The 26,966-nt window shown below is 70.3% G+C and carries 23 protein-coding genes; 10 read left to right on the forward strand and 13 right to left on the reverse strand.

Going from position 1 to position 26,966, the window contains the following annotated elements; all coding sequences use genetic code 11:
* Window positions 1-6: 6 nt before the first annotated feature.
* Window positions 7-2,727, reverse strand: a complete 2,721-nt coding sequence (locus FIF60_RS08800) for a beta strand repeat-containing protein (protein ID WP_144185700.1) — start codon at window positions 2,725-2,727, stop codon at window positions 7-9.
* Window positions 2,728-2,926: 199 nt separating this feature from the next.
* Between FIF60_RS08800 and FIF60_RS08805 the strand changes: the two genes are divergently transcribed.
* A complete protein-coding gene (locus FIF60_RS08805; RefSeq protein WP_158639126.1) occupies window positions 2,927-4,888 on the forward strand; it encodes a methyl-accepting chemotaxis protein in 1,962 nt (653 codons plus the stop codon).
* 9 nt (window positions 4,889-4,897) lie between these two features.
* Here FIF60_RS08805 and FIF60_RS08810 read toward each other — a convergent pair whose 3' ends face one another.
* The 3 genes from FIF60_RS08810 to FIF60_RS08820 are packed head-to-tail and all read right to left on the reverse strand — an operon-like array spanning window position 4,898 to window position 7,805.
* Window positions 4,898-5,890, reverse strand: a complete 993-nt coding sequence (locus FIF60_RS08810; protein WP_144185702.1) for an ABC transporter ATP-binding protein — start codon at window positions 5,888-5,890, stop codon at window positions 4,898-4,900.
* Entirely contained in the window at window positions 5,887-6,774 is an 888-nt protein-coding gene (locus tag FIF60_RS08815; RefSeq protein WP_144185703.1) for an ABC transporter permease, read from the reverse strand. Before FIF60_RS08815 ends, FIF60_RS08810 begins: the two co-directional genes overlap by 4 nt.
* A complete protein-coding gene (locus FIF60_RS08820) occupies window positions 6,771-7,805 on the reverse strand; it encodes an ABC transporter permease (RefSeq protein WP_456305145.1) in 1,035 nt (344 codons plus the stop codon). Before FIF60_RS08820 ends, FIF60_RS08815 begins: the two co-directional genes overlap by 4 nt.
* 34 nt (window positions 7,806-7,839) lie before the next feature.
* Here FIF60_RS08820 and FIF60_RS08825 point away from each other — a divergent pair, with 34 nt between their 5' ends.
* The 4 genes from FIF60_RS08825 to FIF60_RS08840 all read left to right on the forward strand — a co-directional run bounded on the left by FIF60_RS08825 (window position 7,840) and on the right by FIF60_RS08840 (window position 12,155).
* Window positions 7,840-9,267, forward strand: a complete 1,428-nt coding sequence (locus tag FIF60_RS08825; protein ID WP_158639127.1) for an L-lactate permease — start codon at window positions 7,840-7,842, stop codon at window positions 9,265-9,267.
* A gap of 105 nt (window positions 9,268-9,372) precedes the next feature.
* Window positions 9,373-10,353, forward strand: a complete 981-nt coding sequence (locus FIF60_RS08830) for a DctP family TRAP transporter solute-binding subunit (protein ID WP_144185706.1) — start codon at window positions 9,373-9,375, stop codon at window positions 10,351-10,353.
* Window positions 10,350-10,862 (forward strand): TRAP transporter small permease, encoded by a 513-nt coding sequence (locus FIF60_RS08835; RefSeq protein ID WP_144185707.1) that lies wholly within the window; start codon window positions 10,350-10,352, stop codon window positions 10,860-10,862. Before FIF60_RS08830 ends, FIF60_RS08835 begins: the two co-directional genes overlap by 4 nt.
* A 15-nt stretch (window positions 10,863-10,877) precedes the next feature.
* Window positions 10,878-12,155 (forward strand): TRAP transporter large permease, encoded by a 1,278-nt coding sequence (locus tag FIF60_RS08840; RefSeq protein WP_144185708.1) that lies wholly within the window; start codon window positions 10,878-10,880, stop codon window positions 12,153-12,155.
* Between the two features lie 16 nt (window positions 12,156-12,171).
* On the opposite strand, the gene FIF60_RS08845 is transcribed toward FIF60_RS08840, so the two are convergent.
* The 7 genes from FIF60_RS08845 to FIF60_RS08875 all read right to left on the reverse strand — a co-directional run bounded on the left by FIF60_RS08845 (window position 12,172) and on the right by FIF60_RS08875 (window position 18,915).
* Window positions 12,172-13,227 carry an ABC transporter ATP-binding protein gene (locus tag FIF60_RS08845; protein WP_144185709.1) on the reverse strand — a complete coding sequence of 352 codons (1,056 nt, stop codon included), beginning with the start codon at window positions 13,225-13,227 and terminating at the stop codon, window positions 12,172-12,174.
* Window positions 13,224-14,438 carry an FAD-binding domain-containing protein gene (locus tag FIF60_RS08850; protein WP_144185710.1) on the reverse strand — a complete coding sequence of 405 codons (1,215 nt, stop codon included), beginning with the start codon at window positions 14,436-14,438 and terminating at the stop codon, window positions 13,224-13,226. Before FIF60_RS08850 ends, FIF60_RS08845 begins: the two co-directional genes overlap by 4 nt.
* A gap of 33 nt (window positions 14,439-14,471) precedes the next feature.
* Window positions 14,472-15,248: an alpha/beta fold hydrolase gene (locus tag FIF60_RS08855; protein ID WP_144185711.1), complete on the reverse strand. Its 777-nt coding sequence runs from the start codon at window positions 15,246-15,248 to the stop codon at window positions 14,472-14,474.
* 10 nt (window positions 15,249-15,258) lie between these two features.
* Entirely contained in the window at window positions 15,259-16,146 is an 888-nt protein-coding gene (locus FIF60_RS08860; protein WP_144185712.1) for a DMT family transporter, read from the reverse strand.
* 54 nt (window positions 16,147-16,200) lie between these two features.
* A complete protein-coding gene (locus tag FIF60_RS08865) occupies window positions 16,201-17,028 on the reverse strand; it encodes an EAL domain-containing protein (protein WP_158639128.1) in 828 nt (275 codons plus the stop codon).
* Window positions 17,029-17,173: 145 nt separating this feature from the next.
* Window positions 17,174-17,911 carry an SDR family oxidoreductase gene (locus FIF60_RS08870; protein ID WP_144185714.1) on the reverse strand — a complete coding sequence of 246 codons (738 nt, stop codon included), beginning with the start codon at window positions 17,909-17,911 and terminating at the stop codon, window positions 17,174-17,176.
* Between the two features lie 2 nt (window positions 17,912-17,913).
* Window positions 17,914-18,915 (reverse strand): NAD(P)H-quinone oxidoreductase, encoded by a 1,002-nt coding sequence (locus FIF60_RS08875; protein ID WP_144185715.1) that lies wholly within the window; start codon window positions 18,913-18,915, stop codon window positions 17,914-17,916.
* 130 nt (window positions 18,916-19,045) lie between these two features.
* Between FIF60_RS08875 and FIF60_RS08880 the strand changes: the two genes are divergently transcribed.
* From FIF60_RS08880 to FIF60_RS08900, 5 genes are all read left to right on the forward strand, one after another.
* Window positions 19,046-20,263: an ABC transporter substrate-binding protein gene (locus tag FIF60_RS08880; protein ID WP_144185716.1), complete on the forward strand. Its 1,218-nt coding sequence runs from the start codon at window positions 19,046-19,048 to the stop codon at window positions 20,261-20,263.
* Between the two features lie 67 nt (window positions 20,264-20,330).
* Complete coding sequence (locus tag FIF60_RS08885; RefSeq protein WP_144185717.1) at window positions 20,331-21,200, forward strand: branched-chain amino acid ABC transporter permease; 870 nt, start codon at window positions 20,331-20,333, stop codon at window positions 21,198-21,200.
* Window positions 21,197-22,999, forward strand: coding sequence for a branched-chain amino acid ABC transporter ATP-binding protein/permease (locus FIF60_RS08890; protein ID WP_144185718.1), 1,803 nt, complete (start codon window positions 21,197-21,199; stop codon window positions 22,997-22,999). The genes FIF60_RS08885 and FIF60_RS08890 overlap by 4 nt, the downstream gene beginning before the upstream one ends.
* Window positions 22,980-23,690 carry an ATP-binding cassette domain-containing protein gene (locus FIF60_RS08895; protein ID WP_204251143.1) on the forward strand — a complete coding sequence of 237 codons (711 nt, stop codon included), beginning with the start codon at window positions 22,980-22,982 and terminating at the stop codon, window positions 23,688-23,690. The genes FIF60_RS08890 and FIF60_RS08895 overlap by 20 nt, the downstream gene beginning before the upstream one ends.
* A 2-nt stretch (window positions 23,691-23,692) precedes the next feature.
* On the forward strand, window positions 23,693-24,439 hold the full coding sequence (locus tag FIF60_RS08900; protein ID WP_144185719.1) for an SDR family NAD(P)-dependent oxidoreductase: 747 nt from the start codon (window positions 23,693-23,695) through the stop codon (window positions 24,437-24,439).
* Window positions 24,440-24,626: 187 nt separating this feature from the next.
* Here the strand turns inward: FIF60_RS08900 and FIF60_RS08905 are convergent, their stop codons facing one another.
* Together FIF60_RS08905 and FIF60_RS08910 are read right to left on the reverse strand one after the other, a co-directional pair.
* On the reverse strand, window positions 24,627-25,604 hold the full coding sequence (locus FIF60_RS08905; RefSeq protein WP_144185720.1) for a Bug family tripartite tricarboxylate transporter substrate binding protein: 978 nt from the start codon (window positions 25,602-25,604) through the stop codon (window positions 24,627-24,629).
* Between the two features lie 56 nt (window positions 25,605-25,660).
* Complete coding sequence (locus FIF60_RS08910) at window positions 25,661-26,872, reverse strand: diaminopropionate ammonia-lyase (RefSeq protein ID WP_144185721.1); 1,212 nt, start codon at window positions 26,870-26,872, stop codon at window positions 25,661-25,663.
* Window positions 26,873-26,966: the final 94 nt, after the last annotated feature.

Consider the following 26,966-nt stretch of genomic DNA (forward strand, 5'->3'; position numbering starts at 1 on the left):
GCCAGGCTACTGGATAACGATGTTGTCGCCGGCCCCGCCATCGAGGATGTCGAGGCCGAGCCCGCCGATCAGCACGTCGTCGCCCGGGCCGCCGAGCAGAGTGTCGGCCCCGTCGCCGCCGATCAGCACGTCATCGTCGGCCCCGCCATCGGCCGTCAGCAGCATGCCGGAGACGTCGAGACCCGAAGCCTCGACCACGTCGTCGCCGGCCAGCGCGTTGATAACGAGCCGGTCGAGCGCCGCGTCGAAGCCGATGATCCTCACCAGGTAGTCGAGGCCGAACACCGTCACCTCCGAGCCGTCGCCGACGACGAGAACCACATCGTCGCCGCTCGTGCCGTTCAGGATCACCTGGTCGAACTGGCCGTCACCGCCACCGGCTGCAGCGGACAGGTCGATGAGGATCTCCGTGACATCGGTGCCGGAGAGATCGTGGACCACCACCGTGTCCGCACCGCCGAGCGCCTTGAAGGCGATCTGCTCGACGTCATCGAGATCCATCGTCACATTGGCGACGTCACGGAAGAAGATCGCGCGTCCGCCATTGGCAAAGATGTTGATGGTTTCGGCGACGTTGGCGCCATTGAACTGAAGCGTGTCGAACCCGGCCTGGCCCTCGACCGTGTCATTGTCGTCGCCGGGGTTCCAAACGAAGGTGTCGTCGCCTGCGCCCATCAGGGCGAGGTCGTCGCCATCGCCGCCGTTGATCAGGTCATCCCCCTCGCTGCCGAGCAGAACGTCGTTGCCGAGGCCGCCATTCATCGTGAGCTTGATGGCGCCCGCCTCGAGGCTCGTGGCGTCGATCACGTCGTCTCCGCCAAGGCCGTTCAGCACCAGGCGGTCATTGGCGACCTCCGACTCGAAGATGTCGACCGTCGCCTGAAGCCCGAACACGCGCACGCCGCCGGCATCGCCCGCGACGCCGAAGACATCAGCCCCATTCGTCCCGTTCACCGTCACGGTATCGGCCGCACCGTCGCCGCCTCCGTTCGGGCCGCGCAGGTCGATCTCGATGTCGGTCACGTCCGTGCCGGAGAGATCGCCAACGACGATGTTCTCGGCTCCGCCGAGGGCGCGGAACTGGATCACCTCGAGGTCGTTCAGGTCCATCGTGACGTTGGCGATGTCGCGCAGGAAGAGGGCGCGGCCGCCATTGGCGACGATGTTGATCGCCTCGGACGCGTTCGAGCCGAAGAACAGCATCGTGTCGGTGCCGTCCTGCCCCTCGATCGTGTCGTTGCCGTCGCCCGGGTCCCACTGGAACACGTCGTCGCCGGCGCCGAGCAAGGCGAGGTCGTTGCCGTTGTCGCCGAACACGAAATCGTCGCCGTCGCCGCCGAGGATGACGTCGGCGCCCTGGCTGCCGAGGATCGTGTCGTCGCCCGCGCCGCCGTCGATCGTGAGCTTGATCACGCCAGCGGGAAGCGTCGTCGCGGTGATGCCGTCATCGCCGCCGCCGCCATTGATCACGAGGCTGTCGTTCGCGCCTTCCGAATTGCTGATCGAGATGAGAGCGGAGAGGCCGGCCACCAGCACGCTGCTGCCGGCGCCGAACACGTCGATGACGTCGGCGCCACCGGTGCCGTTCGCGATCACGACATCCGCGGCCCCGTCCCCCGCGGTGCCACCGATCGCACCGCTGAAGTTCACCGCCACTTCCGTGACGTCGGTGCCGGAGAGGTCGTTGACGGTGATCGTATCGGTGCCGCCCAGCGCATTGAGGGTGATGGTCTCGACGTCGTCGAGATCCATCACGATGTTGCCGAGGTTGCGCGTGAACGTCACGCGACCGCCATTCGCCGAGGCCTGGAAGACCTCCGAACCCGCCGAGCCGTTGAACAGCATCGTGTCGAGCCCGTCCTGACCCTCGACCGTGTCGGACCCGTCGCCCGGGTCCCACTGGAACACGTCGTCGCCGGCGCCGAGGAAGGCGACGTCGCTGCCCTGCTGGCCATCGATGAAATCGTCGCCGTCGCCACCGATCAGCACGTCGGCACCATTGCTGCCGAGGATCGTGTCGTCGCCTGCGCCGCCATCGACGGTGATCTTGATCAGCGCACCGAGGTTTCCGGTGGCGGAGAACCTGTCATCGCCCCCGCCCATCTTCACGAGAAGGTTCTCGGTGGTGCCGATATCGAGCGCGAAGGGAGCCGGATCGAGACGGTCGAAGCGAACCCGCGCGCCATTGGCGGTGACGGTGAATATCTCGGCCCCGCCGCCGCCATTGACCTCGGCGGTGTCGTTTCCGGCACCGCCCTCCATCAGGTCGCTGTCGTCGCCGGGATTCCAGATCATCCGGTCATCGCCATCGCCGCCGAACATCTGGTCATCGGCGTCGCCGCCGATCAGCACGTCGTTGCCCGAGCCGCCGAAGAGCTGGTCGAAACCGCCCCTGCCAAGCAGCGTGTCGTTGCCGCTCTCGCCGAACAGCAGGTCGTTGCCCGAGCCCGCGGTAATCGCGTCATTGCCCGTGCCGCCGAACATCTGCGCCTTGGGCAGCGCGCCGTTGCTCTCGTCGAGCGTCAGGACGTCGTCGCCGCCGAGGCCGAACACGTTGATCTGGGCCGTATTCGCAACCGTCGGCGTCCCGCCGACGATCGGGATGGCCCCGCCATTGGCCAGGATCTTGCCGGCCGCGTCGCGGCTGATGACGAGCTGGTTGAGAGCGCTGTCTCCGAACAGGGTCAGGATCCCCGCCGAAGCGCTGAACGTGCCGGTGATGGCCATGGTGGTGTCTCTCCTTCTGGGTTGGGACCACCTTCGCGTGACAATGTTTCAGTTCTGTTCCGGACGGGGTCGAAACGGGTTTCCACCATTTCCGTGCCATGCCGCTCAGGGGGTTGCCGGCCGTTCATTAAGCAGAGCTTCACCCGGCCCTGGCAGAGGTAGGCCCGGCACGCCGCTTCCCCGGACAGACGAGACACCGATGCGCATGACGATCGGCCGGACCATCACCTCCGCGCAGGCCGCCCTGGCCCTCCTCATCGCTGCCTTCGCGGCTCTTTCCTTTGCCATGGCTGCGGGCAGCTCGGCGAGGCTGCATGCACTTTACGAGGAGCGGGTGGTGCCGCTCAGGCACCTCAAGACGATCTCGGACGCCTATGCCGTATTCGTGGTCGATGCCACGCACAAGGTGCGCCTCGGGGCCTGGCAGGCGGCCGAAGGCGCAGCGTCCATCCGCAAGGCCCAGTCCTCGATCGCGACGGCCTGGCGCGACTACACCGCCCGGCCGGTCGAGCCCGCCCGTCGCCCCTTCGTCGCCGGCGTGCAGCAGGGGTTCGCGGACGCCGATGCCCTGGCGCGGGATGCGCTTGCCGCTCTCGCCTCGGGCGATGCCGCTTCCCTCGATGCGCTGGTCCGCGAGCGCCTCTACCAGACGCTCGATCCGCTGACGGAAGCCATCGACGCGTTGATGGCCCACGAGGTGGCCGCCGCCGAGGCGGCCTTCGGCGAGGCCAAGGCAAGCGCGGCATTCTGGGGAAGCACCTTCGGTCTCCTCGGCATCCTCTCGCTTCTCGTCGTGCTCGCCACCGGCATCGTCATCCAGCGGCGCGCCCTCGGCCCACTCGCTGCACTGGCCGCCGCGACCCGGCAGATCGCCGCAGGAGCCTGGCGCACGGCCGTGCCCGCATCAGGCCGGCAGGACGAACTCGGCCAGATGGCCGATGCGGTCGCCACGCTGCGCGACGCCGGCGCGGAGGCGGAGCGGCTCCGCGGCGAGCATGAGCGGCTCAGGGTCGAGGCCGTCGAGGCCTGCCGGCTCGCGCTGCGCGACATGGCCGACAAGGTGGAGCAGGCGACCCACAGGACGCTGGAGGACACCCGCGACACGGCAGCACGGATCAGCGCCGATGCCGCATCCGTCGCCGGCGCGACGGAGCGGGTGGGCACGAGCGCGCAGGCCGTCGCCGCCGCGGCCCGGCATTCCCTCGCCTCGGCGGAGACGGTCGCCACGGCCGCGGAGGAGCTCACTACGAGCATCGACGAGATCGCCACGCGGGTGCGGCAGACCGCATCGACGGCCCAGCGCGCCGCCGGCGATGCCGAGCGCACGGAAAGGGCCGTCGCCGCGCTCTCCTCGGCCGTGACGAATGTCGGCGAGGTCGTGCGGCTGATCAGCGAGATCGCCGGGCAGACCAACCTTCTCGCGCTCAATGCCACGATCGAGGCCGCACGCGCGGGCGAGGCAGGCAAGGGGTTCGCCGTGGTCGCCGGCGAAGTGAAGAGCCTCGCCAACCAGACGGCGAAGGCGACCGACGACATCGCCCAGCGCATCGCCGAGATCCGCCGCGAGACGGACGCCTCGATCGCCGCCGTACGCGCGATCATCGGCGGCGTGCGGGAGGTCGACCAGGTCGCGGCCACGATCAGCGCCGCGGTGGGGCAGCAGCTTGCCGCCACGCAGCAGATCGCACGCACGGTGGCGGAATCGGCCTCCGCCTCGCGCGAGGTGACGGACCGGATCGGCGAGGTCTCCGTCACAGCGGTCGATGCCGGCGCGCAGGCGGCCGCCGTCGGTGCGTCGATCGCCTCTCTGGCCGCGTCGGTCGCCCAGCTCGGCAGCGACGTCACGCGCGTGGTCCGCACCTCCGTCAACGATGTCGATCGGCGGACCGGTGCGCGCATGCCGGTCGATGTCCCGGCGCGGTTCAAGCATCGCGGCGGCACCGTCGCGCTTCATCTGCGCGACGTCGCGCCCGGCGGCTTCGCGGCGAGCTCGGCGGCGGATCTCGCAGACGGCGAGAGCGGAACGGTTGCCCTCGCGGGCGGTGCGACGGCGCGCTGCACGGTCGCCTCGCGCAGCGGCGACCGCTACGGCTTCCGCTTCGACGAACCCGCTCCCGGCTTCATCGAGGCGGCGCGCGCGGGCAGCCTGCAGGCGGCGTGACGTCGGGGCTCAGGCGAGGTCGAAATGGCAGGCGACCTCGCGGCCGGGCGCGATCATCCGCGGCATCGGCTTCTCCTCCCGGCAGCGCTGCGCGGCATGCGGGCAGCGTGGGTGGAAATGACAGCCCGGCGGCGGTGAGAGCGGCGAGGGGATCTCGCCGCGCACGGGGTGGAAGCCTGCGCGGCGGCGATCCAGCCTCGGTACGGCTTCGAGAAGCCCTTTCGAGTAGGGGTGTGCGGGCGCGGCGAACACAGCCTCGGCCGGGCCGAGCTCGACAATCCGGCCGAGATACATGATGGCCACGCGGTCGGCGAGGTGGCCGACAACGCCGAGATCGTGGCTGATGAACAGCCAGGACAGTCCGCGCCGCGTGCGCAGCTCGAGGAAGGTATTGAGCACCTGGGCCTGGATCGAGACATCGAGCGCAGCGACGGCCTCGTCGGCCACGACGAGGCGCGGGTCCATCGCCAGCGCCCGGGCGATACCGATGCGCGCGCGCTGCCCGCCGGAGAACTGGTGCGGGAAACGCTGGGCGTAGGAGGCATCGAGCCCGACATCGCGAAGCGTGGCGGCGACGCGCTCGCCCTTCTCCGACGCCGCCCAGAGCCCGTGCGCGAGCGGGCCCTCGGCGATCGCATCGCCGATCTTCATGCGCGGGTTAAGGCTCGCGAACGGGTCCTGGAACACCATCTGCACGGCCGTGGTCCGCTTGACCACGCGCCCGCCTGCTGCCTCGGCCACCAGCTCGGTGCCGAGGCGCGCAATGCCGTCCTCGGCAGCGAGCAGCCCCGCGGCGATGCGCCCGAGCGTGGACTTGCCGCAGCCGCTCTCGCCGACGAGGCCAAGCACCTCGCCCTCCGCAACGTCGAGCGACACGGAATCGACGGCGTGCACGGTGCGGGGCGGCGGCGCCCGTCCGAACAGGGCGAGAAGCCTCTCCTCCACCGTTGCCGGGCGCGAGAAGCGCTTCGAGATGCCCGCAAGGGTCAGAAGCGCGCTCACCTCCTCAGCCTCGGGTTCAGCACGTCGCGCAGCCGGTCGCCGACGAGGTTGATCGAGACGATGACGATGAGAAGCGCGATGCCGGGATAGACGCTGATCCAGTAGCGCCCCGAGAGCATGAACTGGAACCCGTTGGCGATCAGCGTGCCGAGAGAGGGCTCGGTGACGGGAAGCCCGACGCCGAGGAAGGACAGCGTCGCCTCGATTGCGATCGCGTTCGCGACCTGGACCGTCGCGACCACGATCAGCGGCGGCAGGCAGTTCGGCAGGAGGTGGCGGAGCAGGATGCGCGCGGGCTTCAGCGGTATGCCCGAGGCCGCCTCGATGTACTCCTTCCGCCTCTCCGACAGCGCCGCGCCATGCACCGTGCGCGCGAAATATGCGTACTGCGCCGCGACGAGCGCGGTGACGACCTGCGCGAGTCCCTGCCCGAGCGAGGCGACGAGCACGAGAGCCAGCAGGATTGCGGGGAAGGAGAGCTGTAGGTCGACAATGCGCATCAGGAGCATTTCGATGCGCCCGCCGAAGAAGGCGGCAGCGAGGCCGAGCGTCGTGCCGAGAAGGAGCGCGGCCGCCCCCGCCGCGACGCCGACGAAGAGGCTCGTGCGCAGCCCCCAGAGGATCGCGGAGAACACGTCCCTCCCCGCTGCATCGGTGCCGAGCCAGTGCGCGTAGCCGCCGGTGCCGACCGTGCCCGGCGGCAGGCGCGCATCCATCAGCGCGAGGCCGGCCTGGTCGTACGGGTTCTGCGGCGTGAGCCAGGGCGCGAACACCGCGGCGAGCACGGCGAGCGCGAACACGACGAGGCCGAACACGGCCACGCGGCTCTCGGCGAACTCTGCCCAGAACAGCGCCGCGGGGCGTTCCGCCTTTGCTGCACTCATCGCGACCCGAGCCTCACCCGCGGGTCGAGCGTGGCGTAGGCGATGTCGACGCAGAAATTGATCAGCACGAACATCGCGACGACCAGCATGAGGTAGGCGACCATCACCGGCCGGTCGAGCGTCAGGATGCTGTCGATGATCAGCTTGCCCATGCCGGGCCAGGAGAAGATCGTCTCCGTCACCACCGCGAAGGCGACGACGGAGCCGAACTCGAGCCCGAGCACGGTCACGATGGGGATGAGGATGTTGCGGAACGCGTGCACGCCGACCACGCGGGCGCGCGACAGACCCTTGGCGCGGGCGTAGCGCACGTAGTCGGCCAGCATCGTCTCGCGCATGCCCGCCCGTGTCAGCCGGATGATCAGCGAGAGCTTGAACAGCGCGAGGTTGAGCGCGGGCAGGACGAGATGGGCAAGCCCGTCGATGGTGAGGAACGACCACTCGATGCCGGCGATCACGACCGTCTCGCCGCGGCCGCCCGAGGGAAGCCAGCCGAGCTCGACCGAGAAGATCAGGATCAGCATGAGCCCGACCCAGAAGGTCGGCAGGGAGAAGCCGAGGATGGAGCCGGCCATGATCGCCCGGCTCGAGGGCGCCTCGGGGCGCAGGCCCGCGAGCATGCCGAGCGGGATGCCGAGCAGGATCGCGATCAGCATCGCCGACAGGGCGAGCTCGAGCGTCGCGGGAAGTTTCGAGAGGATGAGCGGCAGGGCGGGGATGTTGAACACGAAGGAGGTGCCGAAATCGCCCGAGACAAGGCTTGAGGCGAAGCGCCAGTACTGTTCCCAGAACGGCCGGTCGAGCCCGTAGCGGGCGATCGTCTCGGCCCGTGTCACCTGGTCTGCTGCGGGGTTGATCAGCACGTCGATCGGGTTGCCGATTGCGTAGACGCCGGCGAAGACGATGACGGACATCGCAGCGAGCACGACCACCGCCGAGAGAAGGCGCTGGAGAAGGAAGCCGAGCATCAGGGCGCGGTGGCGGGGCGTGTCATGCCCTGCCGTCATACCGGCAGGCGGGCGGCCTGTCATCGCGCATCCTGCCGCTCCTTGGCAGGATCGGGCGATGCTGCTCGTGCTGCAGGCCGCACCGCTCGTCGTTCTCATCATCGTGCTCGCACGCGGGCGCGGCGGGCCGCTCGCGCCGGTTGCCGCCGCGCTGGCGCTTGCGGTCCCCGCCGCGGCGGTATCCCTTCCCGCTGGCACGGCACTGCTTCCCTTCCTCGGCATCGAGGCGCTGCGCGGCGCCTGGCTTGCCCTCGCGCCGGCAGCGATCACCGCAGGCGGGCTCGTGTTCCACGAGGCGGTGTCGACGGCCGATGGTGCGAGGGCCGAGGACGGCCCGCGAAGCCATGCGCGCCTCTTTACCGCCGTGTTCCTGCTCGGGCCGTTCTTCGAGACGGTGACGGGCTTCGGCATCGGCGTCGTGTTCGCGCTCTCTGCGATGCGCCGCCTCGACGTGCCGCCCCCCGCTGCTGCAGCGCTCGCGCTGCTGTCACAGGTGCTGATCCCCTGGGGCGCGCTCGGGCCAGGCACGCTTCTCGGAGCCGCTCTTGCCGGCGTCGACCTCCGCGCCTTCGGGGCGTGGACGTCAGCGGCGAGCGCGCTGTGGCTTCTTCTCCTGCTCCCCTTGTTCTGGCGTCTCGCCGCCGAGGCGGGGCTTGGCGGGACTGCGCGGGAGCGGCTGGCCGATGCGGCGACGATGGCGGTGCTCGCCGCCCTTCTCATAGGCGCGAACCTCGTCGCCACGGTCGAGATCGCCGGCCTCGTCGCTCTGTCGCCGCCGCTTCTCGCGCGGCTCTGGGCCGAGCAGGGCGGGGCTGATGCCCGCGCACGCCGCGCCGCCCTGCCCTATGTCGCGCTTGCCCTTCTGCTGCTCGCCACGCGGCTGGTGCCGCCGCTTTCGGCAGCGCTCACAGGGGTGGCCGTGCTCCGGCCCTTTCCGGAGCTTCCGGGCATCGCGCTGCTGCACCACCCGGCGACCATGATGCTTGCCGTTTCCCTCTCCGTGCTCGCGCGGCGGCCGGAACCGGGCCAGGCGCTGGCGCGCGCGGCGGCGCGGGCGCGGATGCCGGTTCTGCTGATGCTGCTCTATGTCGTGTTCGCGCGCTGGCTCGGGGCGTCCGGCGCGGCCGCCTCGCTTGCCAGGGCGCTCGCGGATGCGGCCGGGCCGTCGGTCCTGCCCTTCGTCACGCCGGTGCTCGGCGCCGCGGGCGGGTTCTTCACCGGCACCAACGTCGCCTCCAACAGCATCCTGATGCCGATCCAGGCCGCGCTTGCGGGAAGCCAGGGCTTCCCCCACGCCTTCCTGCCCGCGCTGCAGAACTTCGCCGGCAGCGCGCTCTGCATCCTCGCGCCGATGCGGATTGCGGCCACGGCGGCACTTGCCGCCGACGGCACGACAGAACAGGCGCTCTACCGGCGGCTGTGGTGGACAGGGGCGGCCGCCCTCGCCTCGGCCGGGTTCTGGGTGGCGGTGCTCAAGGGCGCTTGAGGCGCCGCGGCGGCGCGTTGCCCCGGCCTTCCGGCTCGCTTATGGTCCCGCCTCCGCCGGGCTTCCCGGCCCAATCACGTGCCCACCAAAGGGGAGGACATCCGTATGCGCGCCACGCGCCGCCTTCTGCTCGCCGGCCTCGCCGCCATCGCGCCCGCCGCGATCGCGCCGGCCCTTGCGCAGACGAACGTGACGATCACCCACCCGCTGCCACTCGCGAGCCATTACGGCGCCGGCAGCCAGGCCTTCAAGGAAGCGGTGGAGCGGCTCTCGAACGGCCGCTACCGCGTCACGATCCAGCGCAACGACAACGAGCGCGAGGGCATCGAGGCGACGCAGATCGGCACGCAGGAATTCACCATCACTTCGACCGGTCCCGTCGGAAACTTCGTCCCCGAGGTTCTGGTTCTCGACATCCCCTTCCTGTTCCGTGACTACGCGCATGCCCGCGGCGTTCTCGACAGCCAGATCGGGCAGGAGATCCTTGCCAAGTTCAACGCACGCGGCCTCGTCGGCGTGGCGTGGATGGAGAACGGCTTCCGCAACCTGACGAACAGCCGCCGCGAGGTGAACGCACCGGACGACGTGAAGGGGCTGAAGGTGCGCACCATGGAGAACCAGGTGCACATGCGCGCTTTCACCACGCTCGGCGCGCTGCCCACTCCGATGGCCTTCTCCGAGCTCGTTCCGGCGCTGCAGCAGGGCACGGTGGACGGGCAGGAGAACCCGATCCCGGTGATCGTGGCCAACAACCTCAACCAGGTTCAGCGCTACCTGTCGCTGACGCGCCACGTCTACTCGCCCGCGGTGCTCATCGGCAATCCGGGCTTCCTCGGCGGGCTCAACGCGGCCGACCGGGCGATCTTCATGCAGGCCGCCAAGGCGGCGGTGGACGCGAACCGCAACAAGGTCTCGGAGGACGAGCAGACCGGCGTGGCCGAGCTCCGCCGCCGCGGCATGACGGTGCGCGAGAACGTGGATACGGCCGCCTTCCAGGCCGCTCTGGCGCCAGCCTTCCAGGCCTACTCGCAGCAGTTCGGCGCCGCGAACATCGACCGCATCCGCAACTGGCGCCCCGGTTCGTGACACGGGGCCTCGCCCGCGCGGTCCTCGGCATCGACCGCATCACGACGCAGGCGGCCCTCTTGGCCGCCTGTTTCGCGCTCGCGGTCGCCGTTACCGCAGGGGCGTGGCAGGTGTTCACGCGTTTCCTTCTCGAGGCGCCCTCGCCCTGGTCGGAGGCGCTGGTGCGGCAGGCGCTCGTCTGGATGGTTCTGCTCGGCGTCGCCGGCGCGATCCGCCAGGGCTCGCTGGTCGCGATCGACGTCGCGCGCATGGCGCTGAAGGGCCGGGCGAGGCTCGTGCTCGACATCATCATCTTCGCCGCCATCGTGCTTCTGTTCGCGGTGCTGTTCTGGTTCGGCTGGGAAATGGCCAGGCGCGTCCGCTTCCAGTCGATCGCCGGGCTCGAGGTGTCGATCGCCTGGGGCTATGCGGCGATTCCCGTCGGCTCGGTCTTCGCCATCATCGGCGCGCTCGCCGCGCTGGTCGATCGGAGCCCCGGGAAGGACCACGCCACCGAAGGCCAGGTGTAGGGAGAGGCACGCGCCATGGCCGGCACCATGCTCGCGGTGATGCTCGGGCTCTTCGCCCTGTCGGTGCCCGTCGCCGTCGCGATCGGGCTTGCCGCCATCCTCGGGATCGTCGAGTTCACCCGCTTCCCGCTGATCGTCGCCGCGCAGCAGATCTACGTCGCGCTCGACCGGTTCCCGCTCGCCGCCATCCCGTTCTTCATCCTCGCCGGCAACCTGATGGAGATCGGCGGGATTTCGCGGAGGCTCGTGAACTTCGCCCGCGCGCTCGTCGGCGGCGTGCAGGGCGGCCTTGCCGTCACCTGCGTGCTCACCTGCATGATCTTCGCGGCGATCAGCGGATCCTCGGTCGCCACCACCTTCGCCATCGGCGCGATCATGGTACCGGCGCTGAAGCGGCTCGGCTATCCGGCCGCCTTCGCAGGCTCGCTTCAGGCCTCGGCCGCGGAGCTCGGCGTCGTCATCCCGCCCTCGATCCCGATGATCCTCTACGGCGTCGCGACGCAGACCTCGATCCCCGAGCTGTTCATCGCCGGGTTCGGGCCCGGGCTGCTGATCGGCGCGGTGCTCTCCATCACCGTGCTCGTCTGGTGCCGGATCAATGGCTGGGGCAAGCGTGACGGCGAAGGGCGCGACACCGTGCCGCACGCGACGAAGGACGCGTTCTGGGCGCTGCTCATGCCGGTCATCGTGCTGGGCGGCATCTATGGCGGCATCACGACGCCGACCGAGGCCTCGGTGATCGCCGTCCTCTACGCCCTTATCGTCGGTCTCGTGATCCACCGCGAGCTGGGCTTCCGTGACCTCTGGCCGATCTTCCGGCGCTCCGTCGTCACCTCCTCGGTGATCATGTTCATCATCGCCACGGCGGGGCTGTTCTCCTGGCTGCTGAACCGCCAGGGCGTGCCGGACATGATGGCAGAGTGGCTGGTCTCGGTGTTCGGCTCCCCCGCACTCTACCTGCTCGGCGTCAACCTCTTCCTGTTCGTCGTCGGCATGTTCATCGAGACCTCGGCCTCGATCATCGTGCTCGGGCCGATCCTCGCGCCCGCGGCGATCAAGTTCGGCATCGACCCGGTGCATTTCGGCACGATCATGGTGGTGAACCTCGCGCTGGGCATGGTCACGCCGCCCTTCGGCGTGAACCTCTTCGCCGCCGCGCAGGTGGCGGAGACGGGGGTCGATCGCATGATGCGGTATCTGCCCGTCTTCATCGCCGTGATCGTCGCCTGCCTGATGATCATCAGCTACGTGCCGGGCATCACGCTGTTCCTGCGCGACATCGTCTATCGCTGAGCGGGCCTGCCGGCCGTCACTCGCCAGGCAGCATCCGGCAGGCCTCGGGAGGCAGGCAGAGCAGCAGCGCGCCCTCGCCGGGAAGCGGCGCCGATGCGGGCACCGTCACGCGCAGGGCGAAGCCACCCTCCGCCTCGCAGGCAAGCTCGCGAACCGGCCCGAGGAAGGTCGCGCGCAGGAGCCTCGCCGGCACGACGTTGGGGCCTGCACGCTCGGCCAACCGGATCGCGTGCGGGCGGATCGCGACGAGTGCTGCGCCAGCGGGCGCCTGGCTGCCGGACCCGCAGGCGAGGGCGAAGCCGCCGCAGGCGACAATGCCGCCGCCGAGATGCCGGCCGGCAAGCAGGTTCGCCGCACCGATGAAGCGGGCGACGAAGCCCGAGGCGGGTACGGCGTAGATCTCCTCCGGCGTGCCGAGCTGCGCGAGCCGCCCGGCCTGCATCACCGCGACGAGGTCGGCCGTCGCCATCGCCTCTGCCTGGTCGTGCGTGACGTAGAGCGTCGTCACGCCATGCGCCTCGTGCAGCCGGCGCAGCTCGAACCGCATCTCCTCGCGCAGGCCGGCATCGAGGTTCGAGAGCGGCTCGTCCATCAGAAGCGTTCGCGGTTCCATCGCCAGAGCGCGGGCGATCGCCACGCGCTGCTGCTGCCCGCCCGACAGATCGGCGGGGATGCGGTCGGCCATCGCCTCGAGCCGCACGGCGCGCAGCACCGAGGCGACGCGCGCGTCCCGCTCGGCCCGCTGCATGCCGCGAAGCCGCAGCGCGTAGGCGACGTTGCCCGCCACCGTCATGTGTGGCCAGAGCGCGTAGGATTGGAAGATCATCGCCATGCGCCGCGCCTCGGGCGGAACGACGCGGCCGCGCTCGGACAACACCTCCTCACCGCGCAGGATGCGCCCGGCATCGGGCTCGGCGAGGCCGGCCACCGCACGGAGCGTCGTCGTCTTGCCGCAGCCCGACGGGCCGAGGAGGCAGACGAGAGCGCCATCGGGCACGGCGAGGTCGAGACGGTCGACCGCCGTTGCGTCACCGTACCGGCAGGTGAGCCCCTCGATGACGAGGCCTGTCATGCCGCCGCCTGCCGCAGGACGCGAAGCAGCTCCGGGATCCTCGTCTTGAGCTGGAAGAAGCCCTTCGTCGCGTGCGGCCACAGCGCCTCGTCCCAGTTCCGGCGGAGGCGGATGAGCGGCAGGCCCCGCGCGGCGAGGGCGGGGCGGATCGCCTCGAGCGCCTCGGCCACCGGGCCGACGGGCACATAAGCCGTCACCACCGCCTCTGCGCCGCTTGCCGCCGCCCAGCCCACGACACCGTCGAACGACGCGAGCCGCTCCGTCGCGACCCCGAACGCCGCACCGCCGCGGGCGAGCGCATCGTCCACGGCACCGGAAGCGAACCGTGCCGCGACGGCACCCACGCCGGAGGGGCTGCGCAGGTCGGTGCACGTCGCCCCGGCGAGGGCGACGACGCGCGCAGGCCCGAGCGGAAGCGTCTCCGGCAGGCAATCCTCTTCGGTCACCAGAAGCGCGACGCGCCCCGCCGGCCCAGGGTCGCGGCGCGGCAGGGGGCGGGGTGTCGGTGGCGGCTCGCCGTCGAGCGGCGGGACGCGCTCGTCGAGTGCGCCCGCGGGATCGAACCGGCCATTCGTGTAGTGCGCGATGTTGGCCGCGCGGGCGAGGTAGTGCTTGCCGCGCGTGTGCAGCCCCGCCACCCACCGCCAGGAGAGCGTGTTCGAGGCTGGGTCACCATCGGCAAAGTGGCGGTAAGTGAAATCCGCGCCGAGCTGCCAGGGAAGGCGCAGGGTGAAGATCCAGATCGAGGCGAACCACATCCGTGCGTGATTGTGTAGGTAGCCGGTCTCGACCAGCTCGCGCGCCCAGGCATCGAAACAGCTGATACCGGTGCGCCCGCAAACCGCATCCTCGAAGGCGCGCCTCAGCCCGCCCGAGGTCGAGAGCGCATGGGTCTCGCGCTGGACGTCGGCGCGGTACTCGGCCCAGACGGCCGGGCGCTGCTCGAGCCAGCCTTTCCAGTAGCCGCGCCAGACCACTTCCTGGACGAACTTCTCGCACGCGGAAGGCGAATGCGCGGCGAGCGCAGCGTGAACGAGCTCCTCCTCGCCCACCAGCCTGTGACGGACATGCGGGGAGAGGAGCGAGACATTGCCGCGATTCTCCGGCCCGTGGTCGTGGTTGCGGGTCGCGGCGTAGGCGCGGCCCATGGCGGAGGTAAAGGCGGCGAGGCGGGCAAGCGCCGCGGCACGCGTCGGTTCGGGAAGGGTCATCGTGCGGAGGATGTGGGGCGCTGCCGCTCTCCGTCACCCGCCCGTGGCAAGGAACGGCTCGACGACGCGCAGGAAGGCCTCGGGCGCCTCTGCATGCACCCAGTGCCCCGCGCCAGGGACAACCGCGAAGGCCGCGGCGGGGAAGCGGGCGAGTGCCGCGGCGCGGCCGGTCGCATCGACATAGGGGCTGTTCTCGCCCGAAACGAACAGCGCCTCGCCGGGCCAGGCGAGGTGGTCGGGCAGGTCGGGGAAACCCGAGATTGCCTCGAGCGCGCTGGCGATGACGGGCAGGTTGCAGCGCCAGGCCGGCCCGCCCTCACCATAGCGGAGGTTCTGCAGAAGGAAGGCGCGCACAGCAGCGTCCGGCACAGCAGGGCGAAGCGCTGCATCGGCCTCCGCACGGCGAAGCTCGGGCCTGAGGGGGAGGGCGAGCATCGCCTCCGCGTAGGGACGAAACGAGGACGGATAGCGCACCGGAGCGATGTCGACGACGACGAGCCGCCCGACCCGCGCGGGATGGTGGAGCGCGAGCAGCATCGCCGCCTTGCCGCCCATAGAATGGCCGAGCACGTCCATGCTGCCGCCCTCGCCCTCGATCAGCGCGGCAAGGTCCTCAGCCATCGCCTCGTAGTCCATCCGCGGATCGTGCGGGCTGTCGCCGTGGTTCCGGAGATCGGCGAGGAGCACGCGGCGGCGCAGCGCCAGCCGCTTGGCGAGCCCGCCCCAGTTGCCGCCCTGGCCGAACAGCCCGTGCAGGACGAGAAGGGGCCGGCCCTGGCCGAGCGAGGTGACGTTGAGCGGAACTGCCATGCCGGCAGGCTTAGCGGCGGAGCGCGAGCGTGGCCAGCCCCGCGAGGATCAGCGCACCGCCACCAAGAAGCGAGAGGCTCGCCGCCTCGCCAAGGAAGGCGACGGAGAGGGCGACACTGACGACCGGCACGCCGAGGAACCCGAGCGAGGAGACGATGACGGGAAGCTGGCGCGAGATGCTCGCCGCCGCCCAGGTCGCGACAGGCCCGCCGAGTACGCCGAGATAGAGCAGCGCCGGGCCGGAGGACCAGCCGAGCGTGACGCCGCCCGAGGGCTCGAGAAGCTGCGCGGCCGGAAGCAGAAGGATCGCGGCGAGGCCGAACTGCCAGGGGAGAAGGTCCGACAGCGGCGTCGCGGCAGAGGTGCCACGGAGCACCGCGATCGCAATCGCCCAGGAGAGCGCCGCGGCGAGCAGCAGGCCATGCGCGAGGACCTGCCACCCGTCCGACCAGTCGAGCGTCCAGGGATTGGCGAGGACGAGGATGCCGGACAGGCCGAGCACGACGGCAAGCGCTCGATACCGGTCAAGCCGCTCGCCCATGACGAGGATGGAGATCGGCACCAGCCAGAGCGAGGTCGTGTAGCAGAGCAGCACCGACCGCCCGACGGGAACCACGGCGAGCGCGGCATGCAGAAGCGCGAAGAAGGCGGCGAGCTGGAACACCCCGACGGCGACGATCGCCGCCCAGTCACGCCGCTTCGGCCAGGCAAGGCGCCCGCGCGCGCCGACGAGAAGGGCCGTGACGATGGCAGACAGCAGGGCGCGCCAGAACGCGAGCCAGGCCGGCGTCGCCTCGGCGAGCCCGATCTTGATGACCGGCCCCGCCGCACCGAACACCAGAACGACGATGCCGAGCTGTGCAAGCGCGGCGCGGGAGAGAAGCGGGCGGCTGGGCATGCGTGCGCGAGGAGCGCATGCCCGAAGCCGCGCCGCAAGGGCCGGCGTCGCCGCTCAGTGCCGGTGCAGCCAGTCCTCGCGCCCCGGCACTGCGCCGAGCCAGGGCGGTACCGCGCGGCGGACGGGAAGCGTGATCTCGTCTGCAAGCGCGAGGCGCTCGCGGCTCGGCGGCGAGACGAGGAAACCCTGCACGAAGCCGAGGCCGAGCTCGGACAGGCAATGGAACTCGCCCTCCGTCTCGATGCCCACGGCGACGACGGGAACGCCGAGACTCCCCGCCGCGTCCACAATGCGCGCGACGATCGGGTGCCTGATCCTGTGGTGGTTGATGCCGCGGATCAGCGTCCTGTCGAGCTTGACGAGATCCGGGCGGACTTCCGTCAGGAGGCCGATCCCGCCATAGCCCGTCCCGAAATCGTCGAGCGCGACGCGAAGGCCCTTGCCCCGCGCTCCTGCGATGATGCGCGCGAGCCAGGCGGGATCCTCGATCCGTGCCGCGTCGGTGATCTCGACAACGAGACGCGCAGGCTCGAGCCCAGCCGCCCCGGCAAGGCCCGCGATAGTGGCGAGCATGTCGTCGGCGCCCGCTAGCGCGCCAGGCGAGATGTTTACATGCACGTCGCCCGGCGAGGCGGATGCGGCGAAGCGCGGCAGGATGGCGGCGACGGCCGCGACCTCGAAGGCGGAACGATGCGCCGCGGGAACACGCGCGAGCACCCCGTCTGCCGGTGTTCCGCCGAGGCCGCGCAGCAGCGCCTCGTAGGCCCTGATGCCGCCCGATGCGGTGCAGACGATCGGCTGGAAGGCCACGTCGAAGCGCGGCAGGCCCGCCGCCATCGCTACGCGGCACAGATCGGTCACCGGCCCGTCAGCCTCTCGCATCCGCCCATCCCCTGAGTTGTCGTCACGCCATGCGACACGGGCCCATTTTCCCGCAACGACCATGAAGCAGGGGTTAACTGGCGCACACTTCGGGGCAATGACGGCCGGGCGGCCTTGCTCGCAGGCTCGGGGCTCGCGGGCGGCCTCAGGAATGCATGTACAGACCGCCATTGACGTGCAGCGTCTCGCCGGTGACGAAGGAGGCGAGGTCGGAGGCGAGGAACAGAACCGCGCCGGCCACTTCCTCCGCCCTGCCGAGGCGGCGCAGCGGCGTCTGCGCGAGGATCGCCTCGCCACGCTCCGCCATCAGGCCGGTGACCATTGCCGTACCGATGACGCCCGGGCTCACCGCATTGGCGCGGATGCCGCGCGGCGCAAGCTCGCTCGCGATCGAGCGCGTGAAGGAGAGTACCGCACCCTTCGCGGCGGCGTAGTGCACATGGCCGCGGCTGCCGCGATGGCCGGCAACGGAGGCGATCGTGACGATCGATCCGCCATGCCCCATGTGCGGCAGCGCGGCGCGGCACACCGCCATCGTGCCATCGAGGTTGACGGCGAGGCACTCGCGCCAGGCGGTATCCGTCATCCCCTCGAGCGCCGCGTCGGGGAACACGCCGGCATTGGGCACGACGATGTCGATGCGGCTGAAGCGCGCGACCGCCTCGGCCACCATGTCCTGCACCGAGGCGGTATCGGTCACGTCGCAGGCCACGGCGGCCACCTGCTCTCCCGTGGGGTCGAGCGCTACGGCGAGGGTGGCGGGCGCGGCGCGATCGGCGAGCAGCATGCGCGCGCCGGCGCGGCGGAACAGCCGCGCGATGGCAGAGCCGATACCGCCAGCGGCCCCTGTCAGGACCAGCGTGCGGCCGGAGAGGTCGATCATCCCTAACGGACCTTGAGCATGATCTTGCCGACATGCGCGCTGCTCTCCATCAGCGCATGCGCCGCCGCCACCTGCTCGAGGGGGAAGGTCGCATGGATCACCGGCGCGCAGCGCCCCGCATCGAGATGCGGCCACACCTTCTCGCGCAGCGCATCGGCGATCGCACCCTTCTGTGCGGTCGAGCGCGGCCGCATCGTCGATCCGGTAAGGGTGAGCCGCCGCGTCATCACAGGAAGCATGTCGAACTCCGGCACCTTCGAGCCCTGCAGGAACGCGATCTGCACGAGCCGGCCATCGAGCGCGAGGCAGCGTATGTTGCGTGGGATGTAGTCGCCGCCGACCATGTCGAGCACGACATCGACGCCGCGCCTGTCGGTGATGCGCGCGACCTCGGCGACGAAATCCTCCGTGCGGTAGTTGATGCCGTGATCGGCGCCGAGGCTGCGGCAGGCTGCGAGCTTCTCCGCACTCCCCGCCGTCACGATCACCGTCGCGCCGAAGGCCTTGGCGAGCTGGACCGCCGTCGTTCCGATGCCGGACGAGCCGCCATGGATCAGCACGCTCTCGCCCGCGCGCAGGCCGCCCCGGTCGAACAGGTTGGCCCAGACGGTGAAGTAGGTTTCGGGCAGTGCTGCCGCGCGCAGGTGGTCGTAGCCTTTCGGCGGACGAAGCGATTGCGCTGCCGGAACGGCAACGTACTCGGCATAGGCGCCGCCATTGGTCAGCGCACAGACCGGCTCGCCAAGCTGCCAGCCGCTCACCTGGCTGCCCATGCCGACGACGACGCCCGCCGCCTCGAGGCCGATGATCGGCGAGGCACCGGGCGGGGGCGGATAGGCACCGCGACGCTGCTGCACGTCGGGCCGGTTCACGCCCGCGGCATGCACCTCGACGAGAAGCTCGTCCGGCCCCGGCACCGGCAACGGCCCGCTCGCGACGGCCATGACCTCGGGGCCGCCCACCCCCGTCGTCGCGATGTGCCGCATCGTCGCTGGCAGTGCCATGCCCTCTCCTCCCGCCGCTTCCGTTGTCACCGGAAGGTGTTGGCCAGCCTGCCGCGCGTCAAGCAGCCTCCGTCTTGCCGAGCCGTTCCCGCCCGCGCAAGATGCGCCGCCACAACAAGGAGAAACGGGGATGAGGAGGAGACACGTTCTGGCCGGCACGCTCGCCGGGACGGTTGCATTGGCCGCACGGTCTGCCACCGCACAAGGATCGGACCTCCGCTTCGGCGCGCTCTACCCGTTCAGCGGCCCCCTCGCCCTCCTCGGGGACGAGAGCTTCCGCGGCTTCGAGCTCGCGGTCGAGGAACGCAACGCGGCCGGCGGGATCGGCAATGCCCGCATCCGCATCATCCGCGGAGACGCGGTCGACCAGAACCAGGCGATCGGCGAGGCGCGCCGCCTGATGAGCGTCGAGCGGGTGCAGGCGATCTTCGGCACCTACGCCTCGCCGCTGTCCTTCGCCGCAACGCAGGTGACCGAGCTTGCCGGCACCCCCTATTTCGAGCTTGGCGCGATCTCCGACCCGATCACCGAGCGCGGATTCCGCTACCTGTTCCGCACCTGCCCAGTCGCCAAGTTCTTCGGCGAAGGGACGGTCGACGCCGTCACCGGCATCGCGCAGAAGCTGGGGCAGGACCCGAAATCGCTCCGCATCGCCGTGCTCCGCGAGGACGGCATCTACGGCACGACCGTGTCGGCGGCGCAGAAGGCACGCATCCAGCAGCTGGGCTACCAGATGGTGGAGGACCTGTCCTACTCCGTCCGCGCCGTCGACCTCTCCTCGGTGGTGCAGAGGCTGCGCGGGGCGAATGTCGATGTCGTGCTGCACACCGGCTACCAGAACGACATCCTCCTGTTCTATCGCGGCATGAAGGAGGCGGGGTGGAAGCCGAAGGCGGTGATCGGCTCCGGAGCCGGATACAGCCTGACGGACACGATGAAGGCCGTGGGGTCCGACTTCCAGAATACGCTGAATGTCGACTTCACCCAGTTCGCGGTGAACGAGCGCGTCGCGCCGGGCGTGAAGCAGTTCGTCGAGGCCTATGCGCGCAAGTACGGCCACCCGCCGCGCTCCGGCCACAGCCTCGCGAACTTCATGGGCGCGCGCGTGTTCTTCGACGCGCTCGCCCGCGCCGGCTCGATGGACAAGGACCGCGTGCGCGCCGCCGTGCTCGCGACAGACGTGCCCGAGTACACGACGCCGACAGGCTGGGGTGCGAAGTTCGACGAGAAGGGCCAGAACACGCGCGCACGGCCGTTCCTTCTGCAGTGGCAGGGCGAGCAGCAGGTGACGGTGTTCCCGCCCGAGGCGGCGGTGGCCGAGCTCCGCATCGGCCTCGGCGCCACCTGAGACGACGCATGGGGGGCGGCGGCAACGCCGCCCCTTCTCCTTTCCGACACGACCCGGTTCCTCCCGCATGGAAGTGCTTCCGCAGCTAATCGTGAACGGCCTGCTGCTCGGCGGCGCCTTCGCTCTCATCAGCATCGGCCTCACCCTCGTGTTCGGCATCGTGCGCGTCGTGAACTTCGCGCATGGCGAGCTCTTCATGGCCGGGCTGTTCGGCGCCTGGCTGCTCTCCTCCAAGGTCGGGCTCACGCCCTATCTCGCCGCGGTGCCGCTGGTCGTCATCCTGTTCGCCGCGGGGGCGGCGATGCAGCGCTTCATCATCCAACCGCTGATGGATGCCGACCCGCATATCCAGATCTTCGCGACCGTGGGCGTCGGCACGGCGCTGATCAACCTCGCGCTGATCCTGTTCGGCGCTGACATCCGCACCTCCGAGTTGCCCTGGGCGCGTGAGCCGGTGCGCTTTGCCGGGCTGTCGGTCGCGCGCGGCTTCCTCGTCGCCTTCGCCGTCTCGATGGTGGCGACCGCCGCGCTCGTGCTCTTCCTGAAGCGAACCCATCTCGGCCGCGCCATCCGCGCGGTTGCGCAGAACCGCAACGCCGCACCGCTTATGGGCATCGACGTGCCGCGCATCTACATCATCACCTTCGGCATCGGCTCTGCCTGCGTCGGGCTCGCGGCGGCGGTGCTCTCGCCGCTCTTCCCCGCCTTCCCGACGGTGGGCACATACTTCGCCCTGACGGCCTTCGTCATCGTCGTGCTCGGCGGCATGGGTTCACTCGAAGGGGCCGTCGCCGGTGCGCTGATCATCGGCCTGGTCGACAGCCTCGCCGGCTACTACGTCGCGCCCGACCTGAAGGAGGTTGTCTACTTCCTCATCTTCCTTCTGATCCTCGTGCTGAAGCCCGCGGGGCTGTTCGGCGTCAGGGGGTCGGAGTGAGGCCGCTTTCGATCGCCGGGCTCGCCGCGCTCGCGCTTCTCTTCGCGCTTCCGTACTGGATCATCCCGCTGATCGCCGATGCCGGATTCTGGCAGCATGTGTTCGTCACCATCTTCGTCTACGCGGCGATGGCGACGGCGTGGAACATCGTCGGCGGCTTCGCGGGCCAGCTCTCGCTGGGCCACACCATCTTCTACGGCATCGGCGCCTATGCGGCGGTGCTGCTGAACCAGCATTTCGGCATCATTCCTTGGTTCGGCATGCTCGCCGGCGCGGCCGTCTCGGCGGCCGCGGGCGTCCTCGTCTCCTGGCCGTGCCTGAGGCTGCGGGGGCCCTTCTACACGCTCTCGACCATCGCCTTCCTCGAGGTCGTGCGGCTTCTCGCCATCCACTTCAAGGACTTCACGGGCGGCAGCGCAGGTATTCCCGTGCCGATGTTCGCGACGACCGCGACGGGGATGGAGCAGCGCATCGGCTGGGCCTGGATGCTGTTCCGCGAGAGGGAAAACACCGTCCTCATCGCCTTCGGGCTGCTCGTGCTGTGCATCGCCGTCGCCACCCTCATACGCCGCTCACGCTTCGGCTACGCGCTTCTCGCGGTGCGCGAGCGGGAGGATGCGGCTGAGGCGGTGGGCGTGAACACCACGCGCGTGAAGCTCGCGGCCGTCGCGGTCTCCGCGGCGCTGACGAGCCTCGTCGGCTCGTTCCACGGAATCTACCTGAACTTCATCGAGCCGGAGACGATGTTCAGCCTCGCGACCGCCATCCAGCTCGCGATGTTCGCGCTGATCGGCGGGCTCGGGACCGTGGCGGGGCCGGTGGCGGGCACCCTCCTCGTCGTGCCGATCGCGGAGGCCGCGCGCGGCTGGCTCGGCGCGACGGCAAACGGGCTGCACGGGCTCGTCTACGGCCTCGTTCTCGTCGGCATCGTGCTGACCATGCCGCAAGGCATCGTCGGCGCGCTGAAGCCGCGCTTCGCCCTCTGGGCCGGCCCGGCGCACCGCCCTCCCCCGGCGGCGCCAGCGCGCGACGAGGCGCGCGCGCGCCCGCCGATCGGCGAGCCGATCCTCGAGGCGCGGAACCTCACGCGCCGCTTCGGCGGCCTCGTGGCGACGAACGACGTCTCGCTGACGCTGCGCGAGGGCGAGGTGCTCGGCATCATCGGCCCGAACGGCGCGGGCAAGACGACGCTGTTCAACCTTCTCTCCGGCTTCCTCCCGCCGAACGAGGGCTCGGTACGCGTGCGCGACGCATCCGGCCAGTGGGTGACGCCAGATGCACCGCACGGCTTCGCCGATGCCGGCGTGGGCCGCACCTTCCAGATCGTGCAGCCCTTCGCAGGCCTGTCCGTGCGCGAGAACATCATGCTCGGCGCGTTCCACCACGCCCGCTCGCGCGCGGAGGCCGAAGCGGAGGCGGAGCGCGTCGCGGCGCTCTGCGGGCTTGGCCACCTGCTCGACCTCGAGGCACGGAGCCTCACGGTGGGCGGTGCGAAGCGGCTCGAGGTCGCGCGCGCGCTGGCGATGCGGCCGCGCATCCTGCTGCTCGACGAGGTGATGGCAGGGCTGAACCCGTCCGACGTCGCGCTCGCGGTCGAGCTCGTGCGCACGATCCGCGACAGCGGTGTCTCGATCATCGCGATCGAGCATGTGATGGCCGCGATCATGGCGATCAGCGATCGCATCGTCGTCATCAACTCCGGGCGGATGATCGCGGAAGGCTCTCCGGAGGCGATCGCGAAGGACCGGACCGTCATCGAGGCCTATCTGGGCGAGGAATATGTCGCTGCTTCGGCTTGAGAACGTCTCGGCTGGCTACGGCGCGGTCGAGGTGCTGTCGGATGTCACGATCGACGTCGCCCCCGGCGAGGTCGTCACCATCGTCGGCGCCAATGGCGCGGGAAAGACGACCATCCTGCGGACGATCGCGGGGCTGGTCCGCCCGCGCTCGGGGCGGAAGCTGATCGACGGGCGCGACGTTTCGGCCCTGAAGCCCCCCGCCATCGTCGATCTCGGCATCACGCTCGTACCGGAGGGGCGGCAGCTCTTCCCCTTCATGTCGGTGCGCGAGAACCTGATGCTCGGCGCCTACAAGCCTGCCGCGCGCGCCGCCATCCCGGAGCGGATGGAGGAGGTGCTGGCGCTGTTCCCCCGCGTGCGCGAGCGGCTCGACCAGTACGCGGGAAGCCTCTCGGGCGGCGAGCAGCAGATGGTCGCGATCGCGCGGGGAATGATGGCCAACCCACGGCTGCTGATGTTCGACGAGCCCTCGCTCGGCCTCGCGCCGATGATCGTCAAGCAGGTGTTCGAGATCGTCGACCGCGTCGTGGCGGCGGGCACGACCGTGCTGATCGTGGAACAGAACATCTACCACACGCTGTCGATCGCCACGCGCGGCTATGTGCTGGAGAACGGCCGCATCGTGATGCAGGACACCGGCCCTGCGCTGCTGCGCGACCCGCATGTCCGCCGCGCCTATCTCGGAGTGTGAGGATGCTTTCCGCCGTTCCCGAAACGGGGCTTCGCGTTCTCGTCACAGGCGCCGCGCGCGGCATCGGGCGGGCCATCGCGGAGGGATTCGCCGCACATGGCGGGCGCGTTCTGATGCAGGACCGTGACGACATCGACGCCCTGCCCGATGGCGCGATCGCGCATCGCGGCGACGCTTCCGATCCCGCCGACATCGAAGCCGCCTTCGCCGCGGCAGATGCGGCCTGGGGCGGGGTGGACGTCGCGGTCGCGAACGCGGGGGTGGCGGCGAAGATCCCCGCGCTTGAGCTGACGCCAGAGCGGTGGCGGCAGATCGTCTCGCTCAATTTCGACGGCGTGTTCTTCACCGCCCAGGCGGCCGGTCGGAGGATGGTCGCGCAGGGCTCCGGCGTGATCCTCGCGCTCGGCAGCATCTACTCGGTCGCGGGCGCGGCCGATCGTTCCGCCTATTGCGCGACCAAGGCGGGGGTGGCGGGCATGATGCGGTCACTCGCCTGCGAGTGGGCGCGGCACGGGGTGCGCGTGAACACCATCGCGCCTGGCTACATCGAGACCGATCTCGTCTCCGCCCTCGTCGCGCAAGGCCGCATCGACACGTCGGTGATCGCCGCGCGCAGTCCGCAGCGCAGGCTCGGCCAGGCCGAGGAGGTTGCGGCGCTCGCGCTGTTCCTCGCTTCGCCCGCTGCGGCGCACATCACCGGCGCGGTGTTGCCTGTCGATGGCGGCTGGCTCGCCAACGGCGCGCCGTGAGACCAGCGGTCGCCGACCGCTGGTATCAAGTTTGTTCTCGCCCTCAATCGCCGGGCGCCGCCTCCGGCGGCTTGGCTCGCCGCATCAGCGGCGGGCCGCGTTCGCGGCCTTGAAGAGCAGCCGCTTACGTGCGAGGGGCGCGCCAACGAGCGCGCCCCCCTGATCGCGGCCGGCCGTGCCGGCCCGGCTAGTTGACGGTGATGTTTGCGCGGCGAACGATGTCGCTCCACTTCCGGTTCTCGGAGAGCAAAAACTCGCGCGCGCTTTCGGGCGTGCTGTCCGACACAGTCTCGGCCGTCAGCTCGGCGAGCCGCGCCCTGATGTCGGGCATTGCCATCACCTCGTTGGTCACCCGATTGATCCGGTCGACGATCGGGCGCGGGGTGCCTGCCGGAACATGCATCATGTGCCACGTATAGGCCTCGTAGCCGGCGACGCCGAGCTCCTGGAAGGTCGGCATGTCGGGCGCGACCGACGACCGTCGGGCGGAACTGATGGCGAGCCCCTTCACCTGGTTCGAGCGCACATAGGTGATGCCGGAGGCGGCGACATCGATCGTGAAGGCGAGGCGGCCGGCGAGAAGGTCGGGCATCAGCGCGGAAGAACCGCGATAGGGGATGTGGTTCGCCTTCACGCCCGCAAGAGCGAGGAACAGCTCGCAGGCGAGATGCACCGCGCCGCCATTGCCCGACGAGCCATAGTCGTACTTGCCCGGCTCCTTCTTCAGGAGCTCGATCAGCTCCGGAAGCGTGTTCACCGGCAGGTCCTTGTTCACGATCATGATCATCGGCACGACCGCGACGAGGGCGACCTGCTGGAAATCCTCGAGCGGGTTGAAGGTGAGGCGCGGGAACAGCGGCGGCAGCACCGCATGCGCGATGGTCGAGTAGAGGATCGTCTGCCCATCCTTCGGCGCGCGGGCGACGAGCTCGGTGCCGACGACGACGCCCGCGCCCGTGCGGTTCTCGACGACGACGCGCTGCGGCAGCTTCTCGCTCAGCTTGTCGGCGATGAGGCGGGCGGGAACGTCCGTCGGCCCGCCAGCGGCGAAGGGAACGATCATCCGAACGGGCGCGGTCGGCCAGTCCTGGGCGCGGGCGACACGTGGCGCGAGGGCTGCGCCGGCGGATGCGGCGAGAAGGGTGCGGCGGTCGAGCTTCAGCATGGACGTCTCCCGGGACGTGACTGTCCCCCGCGAGATGATACGGATGGTGGCGCCAGTCAACCGGCCGCAACCTCCTCGGCTGCCCGGCCCACGATCTCGCGATAGAGAGCGGGGTCGGTCGCGCCCTCGGTGCCGAAGAGGAGCACGCGGCTATCCGGCCCAAGCGCGAGCGAAGCGGCGGCGCCGGGATCATTGCGAAGAAGGATCATCCCGGCGAGCACGGCGACTGCGCTCTCGCCCGCGACGAGGCGCCGGTCGCCGCCGCGGCCTTCGGCGAGAAGGCGCATGCAGGGGGCAACCGCATCGTCCGGCACGGCCATGAAGGCATGCGCGCGCCAGAGCAGCTCGTCGAAGGCGAGGATCGAGACCTCGCCGCAGGCGAGCCCGGCCATCATCGTGTCGAGGTCGCCCTCCACCGCGACGGGCCGCCCCGCCTCGGCGCTTCGAAGCAGGCAGTCCGCCCGGTCCGGCTCGACGACGACGAGGCGCGGCATGTCGCGCTGGCCGAAGGCGAGCGCGAGCTCGGCTGCCACCGCGGCGGCGACCCCGCCCACGCCGCCAGGCGCGAAGACGTGCGTCGGCGCCGCGCCGAAGGCCGCGCGCCACTGGCCGATCGCCTCCTCTGCCATCACGCGGTAGCCCTGCATGACGTCGCGCGGAATGTCGGTGTAGCCGGGGTAGGAGGTGTCGGAGACGACGGTCCAGCCCTCGCGCGCGGCATCCTCGGCGGCGCGACGCACGGCGTCGTCGTAGTTGCCAGGCACGCGCCGCACCTCGGCACCGTAGCGGGCGATCGCCTGCTCGCGCCCGGCGCTGACGGTCTCGTGGATGTAGATCACCGCGCGGCAGTGAAACCGCTCCGCCCCCCAGGCGACGGAGCGGCCGTGGTTGCCGTCGGTCGCGCAGGTGACGGTGATCCCGCGCGTCAGTTCCGCGAACCGGCCGGAGGCAAGGTCGGCCGAGCTTGCGTGGATGCCGCGCGCGGCGAGGCTGCGCGAGAGGTGGCGCGCTACGGCATAGGCGCCGCCGAGCGCCTTGAAGCTGCCGAGACCGAACCGGCCGCTCTCGTCCTTGAAGGCGAGCGCGCCGACCCCGGCTTCCGCCGCGAGGCCGGGAAGCGCGACGAGCGGCGTCGGCTCATAACCTGGCCAGGAGCGGATCTCGGTAAGCGCATCGGCACGGCCGACGAGGTCCAGAACCGGTTCGCCGGCACGGTCACGCGCCGCGTTGAGCTGGAGGCGGAAGGGCAGGCTGGGGAGGAGCGACATGGGGAGAGAGTTCCGCGACTGCCGGCACGAGGGAAGATGCGTCCATCTCTGTCGTATGAAGCCCCTACGGTCGCAACCGTCACGTGCAGGAGGC

It is taken from the genome of Elioraea rosea (assembly GCF_007644105.1).
GTDB classification, from domain to species: domain Bacteria; phylum Pseudomonadota; class Alphaproteobacteria; order Acetobacterales; family Acetobacteraceae; genus Elioraea_A; species Elioraea_A rosea.